The 14,959-nt window shown below is 65.6% G+C and carries 19 protein-coding genes; 7 read left to right on the forward strand and 12 right to left on the reverse strand.

Going from position 1 to position 14,959, the window contains the following annotated elements; all coding sequences use genetic code 11:
• Positions 1-120: 120 nt before the first annotated feature.
• The 3 genes from ABIB42_RS15535 to ABIB42_RS15545 all read right to left on the reverse strand — a co-directional run bounded on the left by ABIB42_RS15535 (position 121) and on the right by ABIB42_RS15545 (position 1,482).
• The gene (locus ABIB42_RS15535; protein WP_005664254.1) at positions 121-759 is read right to left on the reverse strand and encodes a LysE family transporter; all 639 of its coding nucleotides are present in this window, start codon (positions 757-759) and stop codon (positions 121-123) included.
• A gap of 124 nt (positions 760-883) precedes the next feature.
• Complete coding sequence (locus ABIB42_RS15540) at positions 884-1,171, reverse strand: HU family DNA-binding protein (protein ID WP_005664253.1); 288 nt, start codon at positions 1,169-1,171, stop codon at positions 884-886.
• Between the two features lie 89 nt (positions 1,172-1,260).
• Complete coding sequence (locus tag ABIB42_RS15545) at positions 1,261-1,482, reverse strand: BrnA antitoxin family protein (RefSeq protein WP_005664251.1); 222 nt, start codon at positions 1,480-1,482, stop codon at positions 1,261-1,263.
• 219 nt (positions 1,483-1,701) lie between these two features.
• On the opposite strand from ABIB42_RS15545, the gene ABIB42_RS15550 reads away from it, so the two are divergent.
• The gene (locus tag ABIB42_RS15550) at positions 1,702-2,643 is read left to right on the forward strand and encodes a DUF808 domain-containing protein (RefSeq protein WP_005664250.1); all 942 of its coding nucleotides are present in this window, start codon (positions 1,702-1,704) and stop codon (positions 2,641-2,643) included.
• A gap of 43 nt (positions 2,644-2,686) precedes the next feature.
• Here the strand turns inward: ABIB42_RS15550 and ABIB42_RS15555 are convergent, their stop codons facing one another.
• The gene (locus ABIB42_RS15555; protein WP_071360994.1) at positions 2,687-3,160 is read right to left on the reverse strand and encodes a hypothetical protein; all 474 of its coding nucleotides are present in this window, start codon (positions 3,158-3,160) and stop codon (positions 2,687-2,689) included.
• A 36-nt stretch (positions 3,161-3,196) separates the two neighbouring features.
• On the opposite strand from ABIB42_RS15555, the gene ABIB42_RS15560 reads away from it, so the two are divergent.
• The 3 genes from ABIB42_RS15560 to ABIB42_RS15570 all read left to right on the forward strand — a co-directional run bounded on the left by ABIB42_RS15560 (position 3,197) and on the right by ABIB42_RS15570 (position 6,259).
• The gene (locus ABIB42_RS15560) at positions 3,197-4,489 is read left to right on the forward strand and encodes an SDR family oxidoreductase (protein WP_005664246.1); all 1,293 of its coding nucleotides are present in this window, start codon (positions 3,197-3,199) and stop codon (positions 4,487-4,489) included.
• Entirely contained in the window at positions 4,489-4,953 is a 465-nt protein-coding gene (locus tag ABIB42_RS15565; protein WP_005664245.1) for a DUF2269 family protein, read from the forward strand. The genes ABIB42_RS15560 and ABIB42_RS15565 overlap by 1 nt, the downstream gene beginning before the upstream one ends.
• A gap of 280 nt (positions 4,954-5,233) precedes the next feature.
• Positions 5,234-6,259, forward strand: coding sequence for a zinc-dependent alcohol dehydrogenase family protein (locus tag ABIB42_RS15570; RefSeq protein ID WP_005664241.1), 1,026 nt, complete (start codon positions 5,234-5,236; stop codon positions 6,257-6,259).
• A gap of 14 nt (positions 6,260-6,273) precedes the next feature.
• Here ABIB42_RS15570 and ABIB42_RS15575 read toward each other — a convergent pair whose 3' ends face one another.
• The 3 genes from ABIB42_RS15575 to ABIB42_RS15585 all read right to left on the reverse strand — a co-directional run bounded on the left by ABIB42_RS15575 (position 6,274) and on the right by ABIB42_RS15585 (position 7,971).
• On the reverse strand, positions 6,274-7,062 hold the full coding sequence (locus tag ABIB42_RS15575; RefSeq protein ID WP_219861899.1) for a glutaminyl-peptide cyclotransferase: 789 nt from the start codon (positions 7,060-7,062) through the stop codon (positions 6,274-6,276).
• 64 nt (positions 7,063-7,126) lie between these two features.
• Positions 7,127-7,531: a DUF6644 family protein gene (locus ABIB42_RS15580; protein WP_005664237.1), complete on the reverse strand. Its 405-nt coding sequence runs from the start codon at positions 7,529-7,531 to the stop codon at positions 7,127-7,129.
• Between the two features lie 83 nt (positions 7,532-7,614).
• Positions 7,615-7,971 carry a DUF6152 family protein gene (locus ABIB42_RS15585; RefSeq protein ID WP_005664235.1) on the reverse strand — a complete coding sequence of 119 codons (357 nt, stop codon included), beginning with the start codon at positions 7,969-7,971 and terminating at the stop codon, positions 7,615-7,617.
• A 150-nt stretch (positions 7,972-8,121) separates the two neighbouring features.
• Between ABIB42_RS15585 and ABIB42_RS15590 the strand changes: the two genes are divergently transcribed.
• Together ABIB42_RS15590 and ABIB42_RS15595 are read left to right on the forward strand one after the other, a co-directional pair.
• A complete protein-coding gene (locus ABIB42_RS15590) occupies positions 8,122-8,601 on the forward strand; it encodes a GNAT family N-acetyltransferase (protein ID WP_005664234.1) in 480 nt (159 codons plus the stop codon).
• A gap of 91 nt (positions 8,602-8,692) precedes the next feature.
• A complete protein-coding gene (locus ABIB42_RS15595) occupies positions 8,693-9,331 on the forward strand; it encodes a DUF6624 domain-containing protein (RefSeq protein ID WP_429248618.1) in 639 nt (212 codons plus the stop codon).
• On the opposite strand, the gene ABIB42_RS15600 is transcribed toward ABIB42_RS15595, so the two are convergent.
• The 3 genes from ABIB42_RS15600 to ABIB42_RS15610 all read right to left on the reverse strand — a co-directional run bounded on the left by ABIB42_RS15600 (position 9,291) and on the right by ABIB42_RS15610 (position 11,940).
• Positions 9,291-10,052 carry an SDR family oxidoreductase gene (locus tag ABIB42_RS15600; protein ID WP_005664231.1) on the reverse strand — a complete coding sequence of 254 codons (762 nt, stop codon included), beginning with the start codon at positions 10,050-10,052 and terminating at the stop codon, positions 9,291-9,293. The genes ABIB42_RS15595 and ABIB42_RS15600 overlap by 41 nt on opposite strands.
• A 179-nt stretch (positions 10,053-10,231) precedes the next feature.
• A complete protein-coding gene (nfsB, locus tag ABIB42_RS15605; RefSeq protein WP_071360985.1) occupies positions 10,232-10,885 on the reverse strand; it encodes an oxygen-insensitive NAD(P)H nitroreductase in 654 nt (217 codons plus the stop codon).
• 47 nt (positions 10,886-10,932) lie between these two features.
• Positions 10,933-11,940 carry a zinc-binding alcohol dehydrogenase family protein gene (locus ABIB42_RS15610; protein ID WP_429248619.1) on the reverse strand — a complete coding sequence of 336 codons (1,008 nt, stop codon included), beginning with the start codon at positions 11,938-11,940 and terminating at the stop codon, positions 10,933-10,935.
• A gap of 108 nt (positions 11,941-12,048) precedes the next feature.
• Between ABIB42_RS15610 and ABIB42_RS15615 the strand changes: the two genes are divergently transcribed.
• On the forward strand, positions 12,049-12,963 hold the full coding sequence (locus ABIB42_RS15615) for a LysR family transcriptional regulator (protein ID WP_429248620.1): 915 nt from the start codon (positions 12,049-12,051) through the stop codon (positions 12,961-12,963).
• Here the strand turns inward: ABIB42_RS15615 and ABIB42_RS15620 are convergent.
• Positions 12,960-14,243, reverse strand: a complete 1,284-nt coding sequence (locus ABIB42_RS15620; protein ID WP_005664222.1) for a metal-dependent hydrolase family protein — start codon at positions 14,241-14,243, stop codon at positions 12,960-12,962. The two genes, ABIB42_RS15615 and ABIB42_RS15620, sit on opposite strands and share 4 nt — an antisense overlap.
• Positions 14,244-14,315: 72 nt before the next feature.
• Entirely contained in the window at positions 14,316-14,933 is a 618-nt protein-coding gene (locus ABIB42_RS15625; RefSeq protein ID WP_312486066.1) for a LysE/ArgO family amino acid transporter, read from the reverse strand.
• Between the last annotated feature and the right edge of the window lie 26 nt (positions 14,934-14,959).

The following is a 14,959-nucleotide window of genomic DNA, read 5'->3' on the forward strand; positions in this document are numbered from 1 at the left end:
GAACGCGGACGGGGTGGTTCAGCCTCATTACAACGCTCGAGCTCCCACGCGGACAACGCGGGTTACACAAAGTTGCATCTGCCGGCTTAGCGGAAATAGTAGCCGGCGCCATGCACATTGTCAGGCCGGCTGGCGCTTGACGAAGAACAGCATCGAGCCGATCAGCACCAGCACCGCGCCGAACACGCGGTTCTGCAGGCGCATGTGGCGTGGATCGCGCATGAAGCGCTGCATCGAGGCGGCCAGGGCGGCGTAGCCGTGCATCACGATCGAATCGATCGCCACCATGGTCACGCCCAGGATCGCCAGCTGGGTGAGCAGCGGCGCATCCTTGGCGATGAATTGCGGCAGCACGGCGACCATGAAGATGATGCCCTTCGGGTTCGTGGTATTGGTGAGAAAGCCGGTCAGCACGCGCTTGCCGAAGGACGGATGCGCTTCCAGGCCGGCGGTCGACGCCGTCGGGCCGGGCGCCGGGGCGGCGCGCCACTGGCTGATGCCGAGATAGATCAGGTACAGCGCGCCGATCACCTTGACCGCCGTGAAGGCGACCGAGGATGCCAGCAGCAGCGAACCGACGCCGGCGCCGGCGATGACCAGCACCAGGACCAGGCCCAGCTGCAGGCCGAGGACGGTCGCGCTGGCCTTCTTGAGGCCGTAGGCCAGGCCATGCGACATCGACAGGACCGCGCCGGAACCGGGCGAAATGGCGATCAGCGAACCGGCGATGACGAAGGCGATCCAGGTGGCGAAGCTCATGGTGGTGAAAAATGAATGGTGCTGCGGAAGGAGGGGGAAGACGACTGCCGGGGAGGCAAGAAACGACACATTCAGCCAGCGCGCGCGACCCGCGAACGGGCCGCGACGCGAGGCCGGGTACTGATTACTTCTTCTTGGTCGGGTTGACCGCTGCCTTCAGGGTCGCGCCAGCCGAGAAACGCGGGCTCTTCGACGCCGCGATCTTGATCACTTCGCCGGTGGCAGGGTTACGGCCCTTGCGTGCGGCGCGCTTGGTCACCGAGAAGGTGCCGAAGCCGGTGATGCCCACCGTGTCGCCCTTTTTCAGGCGCTCGGTGATGATCTCGATGATGGTGTTCACGGCGTCGCCAGCGGCAGCGCCCGACATCTCGGTGCGCTTCGCGAATTCTGCGATCAGTTCGCCTTTTTTCATAAATCCCTCCGGGGTTAAAAGAGCGGGAAGATTAGCATAAATATTGCTATGTGTAATGCCGCTCCCCGAGGGAAATTTGAAAGGAAGCCTTATGCGACGCCAGATTCGATGACCGGACCGCTCAAACGGTTGCGCAGCGCGGCGTTGATCAGGGTCTGGTAACCGGTGCCGCAACGCTCGGACAAGTTGCGGAATTCCTTCAGCACCTCGTCGTCGAGATAGATCGTGATGCGGGTCTTGCGCTTCGGCGGACGGGCACGGCGGACCGGAGCGGAAGTGGAAGCGGCAGGCTGGATCGAATCGGTATGCATTGGATGATCTCCTTCGTTTGGGGGGACGAGGCTGCAGTGCCGCAACCTTCAGCGTTGCACTATACGTATGCAGACCGGCAGTCGCCCGGCAAAAGCGACGAGATGCAGATTTCCAGGCATGAAATGCAAAAAGCCGCGCCGAACGGCGCCGCGAACCGTGTAGCGAGCATTTGGCGGCTCGGTTAATATCGTAGCAACTTGACATGAAGGAGCAGAACTATGGCTGGAGTCGGCTTACTTGCACTCCTGGACGATATCGCCACCATCCTCGACGACGTCGCCGCGATGAGCAAGATTGCGGCCAAGAAAACCGCGGGCGTGCTGGGCGACGACCTGGCGCTCAATGCGCAGCAAGTCTCGGGCGTGAAAGCCGATCGCGAGCTGCCGGTGGTCTGGGCGGTGGCCAAGGGATCGATGGTCAACAAGGCGATCCTGGTGCCGGCCGCCCTGGCGATCTCGGTCTTCCTGCCCTGGCTGATCACGCCGCTGCTGATGATCGGCGGCGCCTTCCTGTGCTTCGAGGGCTTCGAGAAACTGGCGCACAAATACCTGCACAGCGCGCAGGACGAGGCCCGGCACAAGGCGCAGCACGAGGCGGCCGTGGCCAACCAGGCGATCGACATCGTCCAGCTCGAGAAAGACAAGATCAAGGGCGCGGTGCGCACCGACTTCATCCTGTCGGCCGAGATCATCGTGATCTCGCTCGGCACCGTGGCCGGCGTGGCGCTCGGACAGCAGGCCCTGGTGCTGACCGTCATCGCAGTGGTGATGACGGTCGGCGTCTATGGCCTGGTGGCCGCCATCGTCAAGATGGATGACGCCGGCCTGCACCTGAGCAAGAGCCAGAGCGGCGCCGCCCGTAGCTTGGGCAAGGGTTTGCTGGCAGCCGCGCCACGCCTGATGAAGATCCTGGCGGTGGTCGGCACCGCCGCCATGTTCCTGGTCGGCGGCGGCATCATCTCGCATGGGGTGCCGGCGCTGCACCACTTTTCGCAGGGAGCGGCCGCCGCGGTAGCCGATGTGCCGACGGTCGGTGGGGTGCTGGCCTTCCTGGCGCCGATCCTGGTCGATGCCCTGGTCGGCGTGCTGGTGGGCGCCGTGGTGCTGGGCGTGGTGACGCTGGTGCAGCGCATGCGCGGCAAGAAGGCGGCCGCGCACTGATCCCGTTCACCGGCGCGGGCATCCAGCCCGCGCCGCTCACCATTCATTTCGGCGGTTCGTTCTTGCGCGACATGATGGCGCCGATCGCCAGTCCGATCGCAAACCCCGCATACACCACGCCCAGCGCATTGCGCGACAGGCGCTTTTCATAGCCCGGCTGCAGCGGCCGCGGCGTCAGCTTGTAGTCGGTGAAGGCCGCGAACGCGGAGGTCGCCGCCGAGGCGGCGGCAATGGCCATCGGGTTCTTGCCGTCCATCACACCCCCGAGCGCGCGTTCGAACACGAACGACCAGAAGGTCGCGCTGGCATGGTGGATCAGGTAGCCGGGAACCGTGTAGCGCAGCGAGAAGCGGTCGCGGTAGCCTGCTTTATGGCCATGCACATAGTGGCTGACGGCATTGGTCGGTGCATAGGCGCTGCCGGTCTGCATCTTGCCGACCACGGACATCGCCACCGTCGACAGGATGCTCGAAGTCGCCCCGGAGATGAGTGCGCGCTGTAATGCCGTATTTTCCATACAATCCTCTTTTACTTGATGTGAAGGGAAGCACGGATGCGGATTTTGCTGACGGGGGCGAGCGGTTTCATCGGGCAACATTTGCTGCAGGCGTTGCTCACCGAAGGCCACCACGTCGTGTGCGCGGTGAGAGCACCTGAAGCGAAGCTTCCGAAAAGCGCTGACCCGCGCTTGAGCACTATCCACGCCGATTTTTCCAAAGATACCGATAAATCCACCTGGCTGGCGCGCCTGTCGCATATCGACGTCGTGATCAACACGGTCGGCATTTTCCGCGAAAGCGGACGCCAGGATTTCGCCCGCCTGCACCGCGACACGCCGCGCGCGCTGTTCGCCGCCTGCGCCGAATCGCACGACGTGCAGATGGTGATTCAACTGTCGGCGCTGGGCGCCGACCGCGATGCGACGACGCCCTACCACCTGTCCAAGCGCGATGCCGACGACTACCTGGCCTCGCTGCCGCTGCGCTCCTACATCGTCCAGCCCTCGCTCGTGTATGGCCGCGACGGCGCCAGCGCGCGCACCTTCCGCACCCTGGCCAGCATGCCGTTCACGCTGCGCTTCGGCAGCAAGCCGCAGCTGGTGCAACCGATCCACGTCGACGACCTGGCGCTGGCCATCGTCGGCCTGCTCAAGCACCGCCTGCCGATGGCGCCGGGAGCGGGCACCTCGATGCGGGTGCCGCTGGTGGGGCCGCAGGCGATGCCGTTCACCGACTATCTCGGCCTGCTGCGCTCATCGATGGGCATGGGGCGCCAGCGTGTGCTGCCCCTGCCGGGACCGGTGGCGCGGCTGGCGGCCGCCGTCCTGCCGGGTTCGCTCATCAGCCGCGATGCGCTGAGCATGCTGGACCGCGACAACACGGGCGACGTCATGCAGACGGCGATGCTGCTCGGCCATCTGCCGCGCTCACCGGATGAATTCATCGGCGACCCGGACGGCGAACGCGCGCGCGCCAAGCTCGGCTGGCTGCTGCCGATGCTCCGCTACAGCATCGCGGCGGTGTGGATCCTGACCGCGATCGTCTCCTTCGGCCTGTATCCGGTCGAGGCCAGCTACGAGCTGCTGGCGCGCACCGGCATTCCTCCCGACCTGCAGCCATTGATGCTGTATGGCGCCGCCAGCTTCGACCTGCTGCTGGGGCTTGGCATCCTGTTCCTGGCGCGGCGGCGCTGGCTATGGCTCGCACAATTGGGCCTGATCGGGTTTTATACGATCGTGATAGCGTTCAAGCTGCCTGAATTCCTGCTGCATCCCTACGGGCCGCTGACCAAGAACCTGCCGATGCTGGCGGCGATCTGGCTGCTGTATCAACTCGAGGAAAAATAATGGATTACGTGGTGCTGAAATGGCTGCATATCGTCTCGTCGACGCTGCTGTTCGGCACCGGCATCGGATCGGCCTGGTACATGCTGTTCGCGAACGTCAGCCGCGACGTGCGGGCGATCGCGGTGGTGGCGAAATACGTCGTCATCGCCGACTGGCTGTTCACGGCCACCACCGCCATCCTGCAGCCGCTGACGGGCTTCTACATGATCCACCTGGCCGGCTATCCGCTGCACAGCAAATGGATCATGTGGTCGATCATCCTGTACGTGATCGCCGGCGCCTGCTGGCTGCCGGTGGTGTGGCTGCAGATCCGCATGCGCGACATGGCGGCGGAGGCGGCGCGGCTCGATACGCCGTTACCGGCGCTGTACTGGCGTTATTTCAGGATCTGGGTGACGCTGGGCGTGCCGGCGTTCGCGGCGTTCATCGTGATTTTCTGGCTGATGGTGGCCAAGCCGGTGTAACGGGAGTGGGCTGCATCCTTCGTATCGAAATACGTTTTCGCCACCGTCCACCCGCCCCAGACGCCCACGCCAAAGGCGATGAAGGCAGCGACTCCGAGTACTGTTTTAAGCAATTTCCAAGCTGCTTGTTCTTCCATGTTCTACCTCTTGCGGGTTGCAACCAAGAATCCTAATTTATCATAAACCCGACACTCGACAGACGCGCGACTGGCGAGCGTCCCGCCCTCGGCCAGCCGCGTACAATGGCCCGCGTACCGATCAACCAGAAGGAGATTTACGCATGCGGGCTTACCAGATTCTTCACGGCGCGAACATCGACGGCCTCCAGTGCATCGACTACCCGGAGCGCGACCTCGGCCTGGGCGAGGTGCGCATCCGCGTGCACGCCGTCTCGCTCAACTACCGCGACCTGATGGTCGCCGGCGGCAACTACCTGGTCTCGGTCGAGGACCCCATCATCCCGTGCTCGGACGGCGCCGGCGAAGTGCTGGCGGTCGGTCCCGGCGTGACCCGGGTGCAGGTCGGTGACCGCGTGGCCGGCTCCTTCTTCCCGCACTGGCTGGAAGGCGGGCCGACGCCTGACAAGGTGCGTCACGGCCTGGGCGGCGACATCGACGGCATGCTGGCCGAAGAAGTCATCCTGCACGAGGACGCGCTGGCCATCATCCCGGCCGGCCTGTCCTTCATCGAGGCATCGACCATGCCGTGCGCCGCGGTCACCGCCTGGAACGCGATCTTCGTCTCCAGCAATCATGTCAAGCCGGGCGATACCGTGCTGCTGCTGGGCACCGGCGGCGTCTCGATCCTCGGCCTGCAACTGGCGCGCGCGGCGGGCCTGCGCGCCATCGTCACCTCGTCCAGCGACGACAAGCTGGCGCGGGCGCGCGCGCTGGGCGCCCACCACACGATCAATTACCAGGCGATTCCCGAGTGGCACGACGAGGTGCTGCACCTCACCCACGGCGTCGGCGCCCAGGTGGTGCTGGAAGTGGGCGGCAAGGGGACGGTGAACAAATCGGTGTCGAGCGCCGCGATGGGCGGGACCGTCGCCGTCATCGGCGGCGTCAGCGGTTTCGGCGGTGAAGTCAATCCGGCCTCGCTGCTGGCCAGCGCCAAGCGCCTGGTGGGCATCTATGTCGGCAGCCGCGCCATGCTGGAAGACGTGATGCGCTTCGTGGACGTGAGCGGCGTCAAGCCGGTGATCGATCGCGTGTTCCCGTTCGGCCAGGCCCAGGAGGCGTATCGCCACATGGCGTCCGGCGCGCACTTCGGCAAGGTCGTGATCGACGTCACCGACCGCTCCTAGATCAGCAGCGCAGCTTACTTTCGAAGCTTCGGCACCAGCTCGATCTCGAACAGCTTGGGCCACAGCTTGCCGGTGACGAACAGGCGCTTGCCCTTGCCATCCCAGGCGATGCCGTTGAGGACGGCATCGACCTCCTTCGTGCCGCGCTGGTCGGGCGGCAGCAGGCCGGTGAGATCGATCACCCCGAGCACCTTGCCGCTGTCGGGGTCGATGCGGGCGATGAGTTCGCTGCCCCAGATGTTCGAGTACAGCTCGCCGTCGACCATTTCGAGTTCGTTCAGGCGCTCGACCGGGCGGCCCTCGCTCGTGACCTGCACCCGGCGCAGCTCCTTCATCGTCTTCGGATCGAGGATGCGGATGAAGGAACTGCCGTCGCTCATGTATAGCTGCCTGGCATCGCTGGCCAGGCCCCAGCCTTCTCCCTCGTACTTGAAGCTCTGCTTGAGCTTGAAGGTCTTGAGGTCGAACACATAGCCGACCTGCGAAGTCCAGGTCAGGCCGACCAGGTGGTTGCCCACCGCGGTCGACCCTTCGCCAAACACTTCCTTCGGCAAATCGGCCTTCTGCACCACCTTGCCGGTCTTGAGCTCCACCTTGCGGATCGTCGAGCGGCCATACTGGCCGGTGCTTTCGTACAGGTGGCCGTCACGGTAGAACAAGCCTTGCGTGAAAGCCTGGGGATCGTGGGGGTAGGTATTCTTGACAATGAAACCGTAGACCGGCGGCGCGGCCTGGGCGGCGCCCGCGCTCATGCAGGCGATGGCGCAGGCGACGGCGAAGGTGGAAAACTGTTTGAGCATCATGGTTGACTGAAAAAGCGGCAACAGACTGTAGCACGATCGCCATCGGTTCGCCCTCGCCTGCGCTTCAGACATACGCCAGCAGGCGCCCGCAGGCGATCACGGCGATCCAGAGCAGCAGCGACAGCGCCGCATGCAGCCTGGCCCAGGCCGGCGCGCCGGCCGGCCAGCTGGCGGCCCCGCGCCAGGGGCCGGCATGAAAGACGAGAGCATTGACGCCGGCCGCCACGATCAGCGCCAGCTTGAGCAGGAACACCCCGTTAGCCAGCAGCTCGGGCTGGGTCGAGAACATCAGCAAGCCGCTCGGCACGATCAGCAGCAGCCCGAACCAGGACCACGGCAGCAGGTGGCGCGCCAGCGCCTGCACCGGCACGGCGCGGCCGAAGCCGAGCAGGCGCAGGTCGAACATCGCCGCCGCCCCCACCAGCACGGTGAAGCCGACGATGTGGACGATCTCGACGATCGGATACAACCACGGATCGTCGCGCAGGGCCTGCGCCAGCGGCGTCGCGGCGGCCCAGGCGGCCGCCTCCTGGACAAAGTCCGGCGCGACGCTCAGCGCAGCTCCGTGACCTTGTCGCCGACGGTGATGCGCTCGGCGCGCAACTCATCGGCCTTGCTGCGATTGGGATAGCCGTAGACGGTGACCTTGTTGCCGACGGCCAGCATGTCCTTTGCCAGGCCGCGGTTTTCCATCCGTCCCGGCGGCGCCAGCACCACGAGCCAGGTCTTGTCGGCTGTCTTGAGGCGCACGAAGCCGTGCGGCTGCTGGTAACCGGATTCTTCGATGGTGCCGGTCAGCTGTTGGGGTTGCTTGGCATCGTATTCGCTCCAGCCGTGGTGGGCGGAAGCGGTGGCCGCGGCGGACAGCAGGGCGGCCAGCACGAGTGTGCGCTTCAAAAGCAGTTTCATTGGCTTGCTCCAGAAGAAGAAATCCATGACGAATGCAGCATCCCAGCATAACGCCGGCGCCAGACCATGGGCGCACGGCTGCTCTGCAGGAGACGGCGACCCAGGCCGCCGGTGTAGTATGAATATATTGCCATTATTCAAGGAGACAGCATGCCATCGCGCCGCCCTGCCACCCAGGCCGACCTGTCGACATTATGGGAATTGCGCACCCGGGCGGTGCGCGCCGGTTGCTCCGGCCATTACCCGGCCGCGGTGATCGACATCTGGTGCGCCGCCCCGGCTCCCGCCTCGTTGCCCTTGCTGATCCAGACCGGCGGCGCCGTCGTGGCCGAGGAAGAAGGACAGATCGTGGGCTACGCCGTGCTGAACCTGGAGACCGGCGAGCTCAATGCCGCCTTCGTCGAGCCGAGCCACCAGGGCCGCGGCATCGCCCTGCAATTGCTGCGGCAGCTCGAATCGATGGCGCGCGAACGCGGACTGGCCCGCCTGTTCGTCTCGGCCTCGCTCAATGCGGCGCCGTTCTACGAGCGCGCCGGCTTCGTGTCGCTGCGCGAAGAGCTGTATCCGCACCGCTGCGGGGTCGACCTCAAGTCGGTGTTCATGGAAAAGCAGCTAGCCCGGCCTTCCTGAGACGGCGGCTCATGCAGGACGAATGGACCAGTGCGCCGGCGCCGCGTACACTCGGCCATTCGTCCACTTCGCCCCAACGCCGATGCACCGTTTGTCGCCCCTCCTGGGGATCGCGATTTCCGCCATCCTGACCGCCCTGCCAGCCCACGCCGCCTGCGACGACTATCCGCAACAACTCGCCACACGGGTCAGCGCCGACCAGGCCCTGCGCGCACGACTCGACTTCAGCCGGATGGATGATCCAGACCAGAAGAAGCTGATGCAGCAAATGGGCATCGTCGACCGTGCCAACACAGCGTGGATGAAAGCCGCGTTCGAGCAATGCGGTTTTCCGGACAAGGACAAGCATGGCGAGAAGGCCCAGGGCAACGCCTGGCTGCTGGTCCAGCATGCCGACCACGACGTGGCGTTCCAGAAGTACACCCTGTCGCTGCTCGAAAAGATGGCCGCGCAGCGCGGCGAACCGGTGCGCCGCAGCTTCGCCTACCTCGCGGACCGGGTCGCGGTAGCCGAAAAACGGCCGCAGCTGTATGGGACGCAGTTGATGGCGCCGGCCGAGCGGCCCTGCGAGTTCGACTTCAACACGATGGACGACCGCGAGAAAGTGGAAGCGCGGCGCGCCGCCCTGGGGCTGCCGCCGCTCGACATCTACAAAGAGATCGTCCTGGAGAATGCGAACTGCGTGCCGTCTAGTGCGTCGGAATCGGGTTCGCCGCCAGATAGGCATTGAACTCATTGACCAGCTTGTGCTCGCCCGGCCCCGCGTTGTCGCGCATCGGCTGGGCCGACTCCACCACCACTTCTTCCTTGTCGGTCGCAAGACCCGCCATGGTCTGGGCAATGAAATCCTCCAGCGGCATGGCGCGCGGATCGTCGCCCTTGTGGATCAGATCCGTGTTCACCCAGGGCGGAGCGATTTCCTGCAAGGTCACCGAGGTGTCGCGCAGCATGAAGCGCTGCGACAGCGTGTACGAGTGCAGCGCCGCCTTGGTGGCCGAATACACGGCGGTCGAGGCCAGCGGCACGTAGGCCAGCACCGAGGTGTTGTTGACGATGGTGGCGCGCGGCTGCTGCTTCAGGTGGCCCAGCAGCGCGGAACTCATGCGGATCGGGCCGAGCAGGTTGGTGGTGACCGTCGACAGCATCGTGTCTTCGTCGATCTCGCCGGCCGCATCGTCGAAGGGCATGATGCCGGCGTTGTTGATCAATACGTTCAGATTCGGGAAATCCTGCGTCACCTGGGCCGCGACGCGCTTGATGCTGGCGGCGTTGGCGATGTCCAGCGCCACCGCATGCATGCCCGGATTGGCTTTGACCACCTCGTCCAGCAGCGCCTTGCGGCGGCCCGCGATGATCACGGTATTGCCCAGCTTGTGAAAGGCTTCCGCCAGGCCGCGACCGATGCCCGAGGCGCCGCCGGTGATCAGGATGGTGTTGTCATTCATTTGCATGGTCTTCTCCCTGGTTGGTGTTTCGCTGTTGATGTGAACAGTCTACGGAGAAGTAACATGTCGGTTTGGCCGTATATCCCTCGATTTCAGCCATCATGCGAATAACCGGATTCGAGGGAGACGCACAAACAACAACGGCGTGCATCGCTGCACGCCGTCGCGAACTAACCCGCAGCCGATCAGATGAAGGTGAAGGTCGCTTCCTGCGTCAGGCGCGATTTCGGCAGGCCGGCATTGAAATCGCTTTCCGACGAATAGCCGAAGCTCACCAGCACCAGGCTGGTCAGGCCTTTCGCGTTCAGGCCGAACTCCTCGTCCAGGATCTTCTGGTCGAAGCCTTCCATCGGAGTCGCGTCGATCTCGAGCGTGGCCGCGCCGAGGAGCGCCGTGCCCAGCGCCAGGTAGACCTGCTTTTCGAGCCACTGCGCCACGTCCTTGCCGCCGAAGCGGTGCTGGCGCACATAGCCGCGGCGTCCCGCGTCCTGGCCGGCGCGCGCGGCGTCATCGCGGAAGCGGCCATCGCGTTGTTCCTGGTCCAGCAGCGCTTCCAGGTGCGCCTCGTCCATGTCGATGCGCGAGCACAGCACGATCACGTGCGAAGCGTCGTTGATCTTGGCTGCGTTGTAGCTGTAGCCGCCCTGCGCCGCCTTGGCGATGCGCGCGCGGCCTTCCGGCGTGTTGGCGACGACGAAGTGCCACGGCTGCGAATTGACCGACGACGGGCTGCTGCGCAGCAGGTCGTACACTTGCTGCATCACTTCTTCGGGGATGCGGCGCTCTGCATCGTAGGCTTTGGCGGTATGGCGTTTTTGTGCGGCCGACAGGATATTCATGGTGTTCCTTCTGATAATGAATCCGACGATCTTAAGCGATCTGCAGCTTAAAAGTCTTCAAGGACGATTTTTCCGATCGCGCGGTTGCTCTCGATGAGGGCGTGGGCGCGGCGCAGGTTGGCGGCGTTGATCGTGCCGAAGTGCTCGCCCAGGGTGGTGGTCAGGGCGCCGTCCTCGATCATCGCGGCCACCCGGTTCAGCAGCTCGTGCTGGCGCACCATGTCGGCCGTCTCGAACATCGAGCGGGTGAACATCAGCTCCCAGTGCAGCGAGATCGACTTGCGCTTGAGCGGCACCGCGTCGAGCGTGGCCGGATCGTCGATCAGCGCCAGCTGGCCCTGCGGCGCCAGCGCGTCGATGATGTCTTGATAATGGCGGTCGGTGTGGGTCAGGCTGATCACGATGTCGACGTTGGCGAAGCCCAGCTCTTCCAGTTGCGGCTGCATCGGGCGGGTGTGGTCGACCGTGTGGTGGGCGCCCAGCCTGGTCACCCATTCGCGGGTGGCGTCGCGCGAGGCGCTGCCGATCACGGTGAGTTTGGTGAGCCGGCGCGCGAGCTGGGTCAGGATCGAACCGACGCCGCCGCCGGCGCCGACGATCAGGAGCGACTTGCCTTCACCGCCGCCTTCCGGCACGCGCAGGCGGTCGAACAGCAACTCCCAGGCCGTGATCGAGGTCAGGGGCAGGGCGGCCGCTTCGGCGAAGCCCAGATTGGCGGGCTTCCTGCCGACGATGCGCTCGTCGACCGCCTGGAACTGGCTGTTGGAGCCGGGGCGGACGATCGAGCCGGCATAGAACACTTCGTCGCCCGGCGCGAACAGGGTCACGTTGGCGCCCACGGCGCGCACGATGCCGCTGGCGTCCCAGCCCAGCACGCGCGGCTCGTTCACCGCGACGCCCAGGCGGATCTTGGTGTCGACCGGGTTGACCGAGACGGCGCGCACTTCGACCAGCAGGTCGTGCGGGCCGGCCAGCGGCATCGGCAGTTCGGTGTCGAGCAGGGCCTGCGGGTCGTCGATGGGCAGGCCGTGTTGGGTATAGACTATCGCTTTCATTTTCTTCTCCAGGCATAAAGTGAGCAGGGCAGTGAAGACCATTTTAGGGATGCATCAACCGGCGAAACAGTGCCATGGCAGAGTTTCACTTTCACTGTGGAAGAGAAAATGATCCGCCTGGACGACCTGTCGCTGTTCGTGCGCGCCGCCGCCCTGGGCAGCTTTTCGCAGGCCGCGCGCGAGGTGAACCTGCTGCCCGGCCAGGCCAGCGCGGCGATCCAGAGGCTGGAACGCGAACTCGACGTCCGCCTGTTCGCGCGCTCGACGCGCAGCCTGCGCCTGACCGACGAGGGCAAGCGCTACCTGCCCTTTGCCCAGGATGCGCTGCAGGCGTTGCGTGACGGCCATGACGGCATGCGCGGCGAGAATGCGTCCCTGTCCGGCACCTTGCAGGTGGCGGCGCCGTCCGATTTCGGCCGCAACGTGCTGCTGCCGTGGATCGCCGAGTTCCGGCGCGCCCACCCGGGCCTGGACATCCAGCTGCTGGTGTCGGACCAGGTGGCGGACGTGTTCCGCGACCCGGTCGACATCGCGCTGCGCTACGGCCAGATCGATGACGCGAGCTTCATCGCGCTGCCGGTGGCGCCAGAGAACCGGCGGGTGCTGATCGCGTCTCCCGCTTACCTGGAACGACACGGCCGTCCGCGGGCGCTGGCCGACCTGGCCTCACACAGCTGCCTGGCCTACCGCCTGCGCGGGCGCATCTATGACCGCTGGTGCTTTCCGCTGCCCGAAGGAGACCAGGTGGCGCAGGTCAAGGGATCGCTGGTGAGCGACGACGCCGACGTGGTGCGGCGCTGGGCCGTCGCCGGCGAAGGCATCGCCTATAAATCCTGGCTCGACGTCTGCGAGGACGTGACGGCGGGAAGGCTCGAGGTGGTCTTGCCGGACATGCCCGGCGAAGCCACCCCATTGAACCTGGTGTGCCCGCACCGCAAGCAGTTCTCGCCCGCGGTGAAGCTGTTGCATGCGCTCCTGAAGGAGCGCTGCGCTCCATTGCTGGAGCGGCTGGGCGACGTTTAGAGCGCGCCGCCCTTGACGACGGCGCCGCCCTGGATCACGGCCGCCGGCGCTTCCAGCAGGGTGACGTCCACGAGCGGATCGCCCTTCACCGCCACCATGTCGGCATAGCGGCCCGGCTCGACGACGCCGATGTCCTTGCGCGCCAGCGCCTCGGCCGCGTTCACGGTGGCCGCCTGGATCGCCTGCAGCGGCGTCATCCCGTACTGGACCATCACGGCGAACTGCTTGGCGTTGCCGCCGTGCGGGTGCACGCCGGCGTCGGTGCCGAACACCATCTTGACCCCGGCCGCATGCGCCTTTTTGAAGTTCTGGCGCTGCAACTCGGTCACTTCGCGGTCCTTGCGCAGATTATCTTCCAGCACGCCGTTCTTCTTGCCTTCAAGCGCGGTATAGGTGCCGTTGTAGATGTCCATCGACAGCCAGGCGCCATGCTTTTTCGCCAAGGCGATGCCCTCGTCGTCGATCAGGCTCGCATGCTCGATCGTGTTGACGCCGGCGCGGATCGCGTCCTTGATGCCGGCCGCGCCGTGGGCGTGGGCCGCCACCTGCAGGCCCCACTGGTGCGCTTCCTCCACCGCGGCGCGCATCTCGGCCAGGTTCATCTGCTGCTGGCCCGGCTCGGTATTGCGCGAGAAGACGCCGCCGGTGGCGCAGATCTTGATCACCTGGGCGCCGTACTTGCGCAGCTCGCGCACCGACTTGCGCGCCTCGTCCGGGCTGTCGGCGTTGTACTTGTTCTTTTCCTCCATCGACGGCGGGAAGTAGGTGCTGTCGCAATGGCCGCCGGTGGCGCCGAACGACCAGGCGGCGGGCACGATGCGCGGACCGCGCACCTTGCCGGCGGCGATGGCCTGGCCCAGGCCGACGTCGTTCCAGTCCGAGGCGCCCAGGTTGCGCACCGTCGTGAAGCCGGCGTCCAGCGTCTTGCCCGCGTGGGCCACGGCCAGCGCCGACCAGAAGCGGTCGTTGTATTCGAGGCCGGTGTAGCCGCCATAGGTCGGATCCGAATCGAGGTGGACGTGCATGTCGATCAGGCCGGGCAGCAGGGTCATGCCGGGCAGGGCGATGCGGGTCGCGTCGGCGGCTGGCGGCGTCGCGGCATCCGGCTTGAGGCTGACGACCTTCCCGTCGCGCACCAGGATCTCGGGGTTCTGGATCATGCGGCCGCTCTTGACGTCGAGCAGGCGGTCGGCGCTGATGACGACATCCGCGGCATGGGCGGAAGACCAGCCGGCGGCGGCCAGGCACAGGGATAGGACGTTCAGGGTCAAGCGGTTCAAGCAGCCTCCGGGCAATGGATGGGTAAATAGCAACTTTACACCGGACAACATCTTACCCATCCATTTTTTTGCTCAGCTGTCTGTCAGCAGCAACGCCGCCAGCACCAGCATCATGGCGCCGGTAAGCGCCTCGAACACGCGCCACACCCCAGGGCGCGCCAGCACCGGGGCGAAGCGCTGCGCACCGACACCGATCGCCGTGAACCACAGGATCGAGGCCGTGATGGCGCCCAGGGCAAACGAGCCGCGCTCTTCAAGCGCCAGGCTGCTGCCGACGGCGCCCAGCAGCACCACGGTGTCGAGATAGACGTGCGGGTTGAGCAGCGACAGCGCCAGCACGGTCGCCAGCGCCGCGCCGAGGGTCTGGGTCTGCGCCGCCGGATCGGCGGCCAGCGAGGCGCCGCCGCGCAGGCTGCTCTTCCAGCAGCGCAGGCCATACCAGAGCAGGAAGGCGGCGCCGCCATAACGCGCCACCGACGTCAAGAGGGGCGACGCCTCGATCAGGGCGCCCAGGCCGGCAGTGCCGGCGGCGATCAGGATCACGTCGACCACGATGCAGGTGAGCACCGTCGGCAACACATGCCGTCCGCGCACCGCCGTGCGCAGCACATGGGCATTCTGGGCGCCGATGCCCATGATGAGGCCGGCGCCCAGGCCCAGCCCCTGTAGAAAAACCTGATGTGAGAACATGGCCGCCTCCTTTTGTAAAGGCGCCA

Origin of the sequence: Massilia sp. UYP32 (assembly GCF_050434365.1) — a bacterium.
GTDB classification, from domain to species: domain Bacteria; phylum Pseudomonadota; class Gammaproteobacteria; order Burkholderiales; family Burkholderiaceae_D; genus Telluria; species Telluria timonae.

Coding starts and splice junctions, on each gene's coding strand:
- ABIB42_RS15555 (WP_071360994.1), bottom strand. CDS start 3,160: ATGGAAAATACGGCATTACAGCGCGCACTCATCTCCGGGGCGACTTCG.
- ABIB42_RS15535 (WP_005664254.1), bottom strand. CDS start 759: ATGAGCTTCGCCACCTGGATCGCCTTCGTCATCGCCGGTTCGCTGATC.
- ABIB42_RS15575 (WP_219861899.1), bottom strand. CDS start 7,062: ATGATGCTCAAACAGTTTTCCACCTTCGCCGTCGCCTGCGCCATCGCC.
- ABIB42_RS15615 (WP_429248620.1), top strand. CDS start 12,049: ATGATCCGCCTGGACGACCTGTCGCTGTTCGTGCGCGCCGCCGCCCTG.
- ABIB42_RS15565 (WP_005664245.1), top strand. CDS start 4,489: ATGGATTACGTGGTGCTGAAATGGCTGCATATCGTCTCGTCGACGCTG.
- nfsB (WP_071360985.1), bottom strand. CDS start 10,885: ATGAATATCCTGTCGGCCGCACAAAAACGCCATACCGCCAAAGCCTAC.
- ABIB42_RS15610 (WP_429248619.1), bottom strand. CDS start 11,940: ATGAAAGCGATAGTCTATACCCAACACGGCCTGCCCATCGACGACCCG.
- ABIB42_RS15585 (WP_005664235.1), bottom strand. CDS start 7,971: ATGAAACTGCTTTTGAAGCGCACACTCGTGCTGGCCGCCCTGCTGTCC.
- ABIB42_RS15560 (WP_005664246.1), top strand. CDS start 3,197: ATGCGGATTTTGCTGACGGGGGCGAGCGGTTTCATCGGGCAACATTTG.
- ABIB42_RS15540 (WP_005664253.1), bottom strand. CDS start 1,171: ATGAAAAAAGGCGAACTGATCGCAGAATTCGCGAAGCGCACCGAGATG.
- ABIB42_RS15545 (WP_005664251.1), bottom strand. CDS start 1,482: ATGCATACCGATTCGATCCAGCCTGCCGCTTCCACTTCCGCTCCGGTC.
- ABIB42_RS15600 (WP_005664231.1), bottom strand. CDS start 10,052: ATGCAAATGAATGACAACACCATCCTGATCACCGGCGGCGCCTCGGGC.
- ABIB42_RS15550 (WP_005664250.1), top strand. CDS start 1,702: ATGGCTGGAGTCGGCTTACTTGCACTCCTGGACGATATCGCCACCATC.
- ABIB42_RS15590 (WP_005664234.1), top strand. CDS start 8,122: ATGCCATCGCGCCGCCCTGCCACCCAGGCCGACCTGTCGACATTATGG.
- ABIB42_RS15625 (WP_312486066.1), bottom strand. CDS start 14,933: ATGTTCTCACATCAGGTTTTTCTACAGGGGCTGGGCCTGGGCGCCGGC.
- ABIB42_RS15570 (WP_005664241.1), top strand. CDS start 5,234: ATGCGGGCTTACCAGATTCTTCACGGCGCGAACATCGACGGCCTCCAG.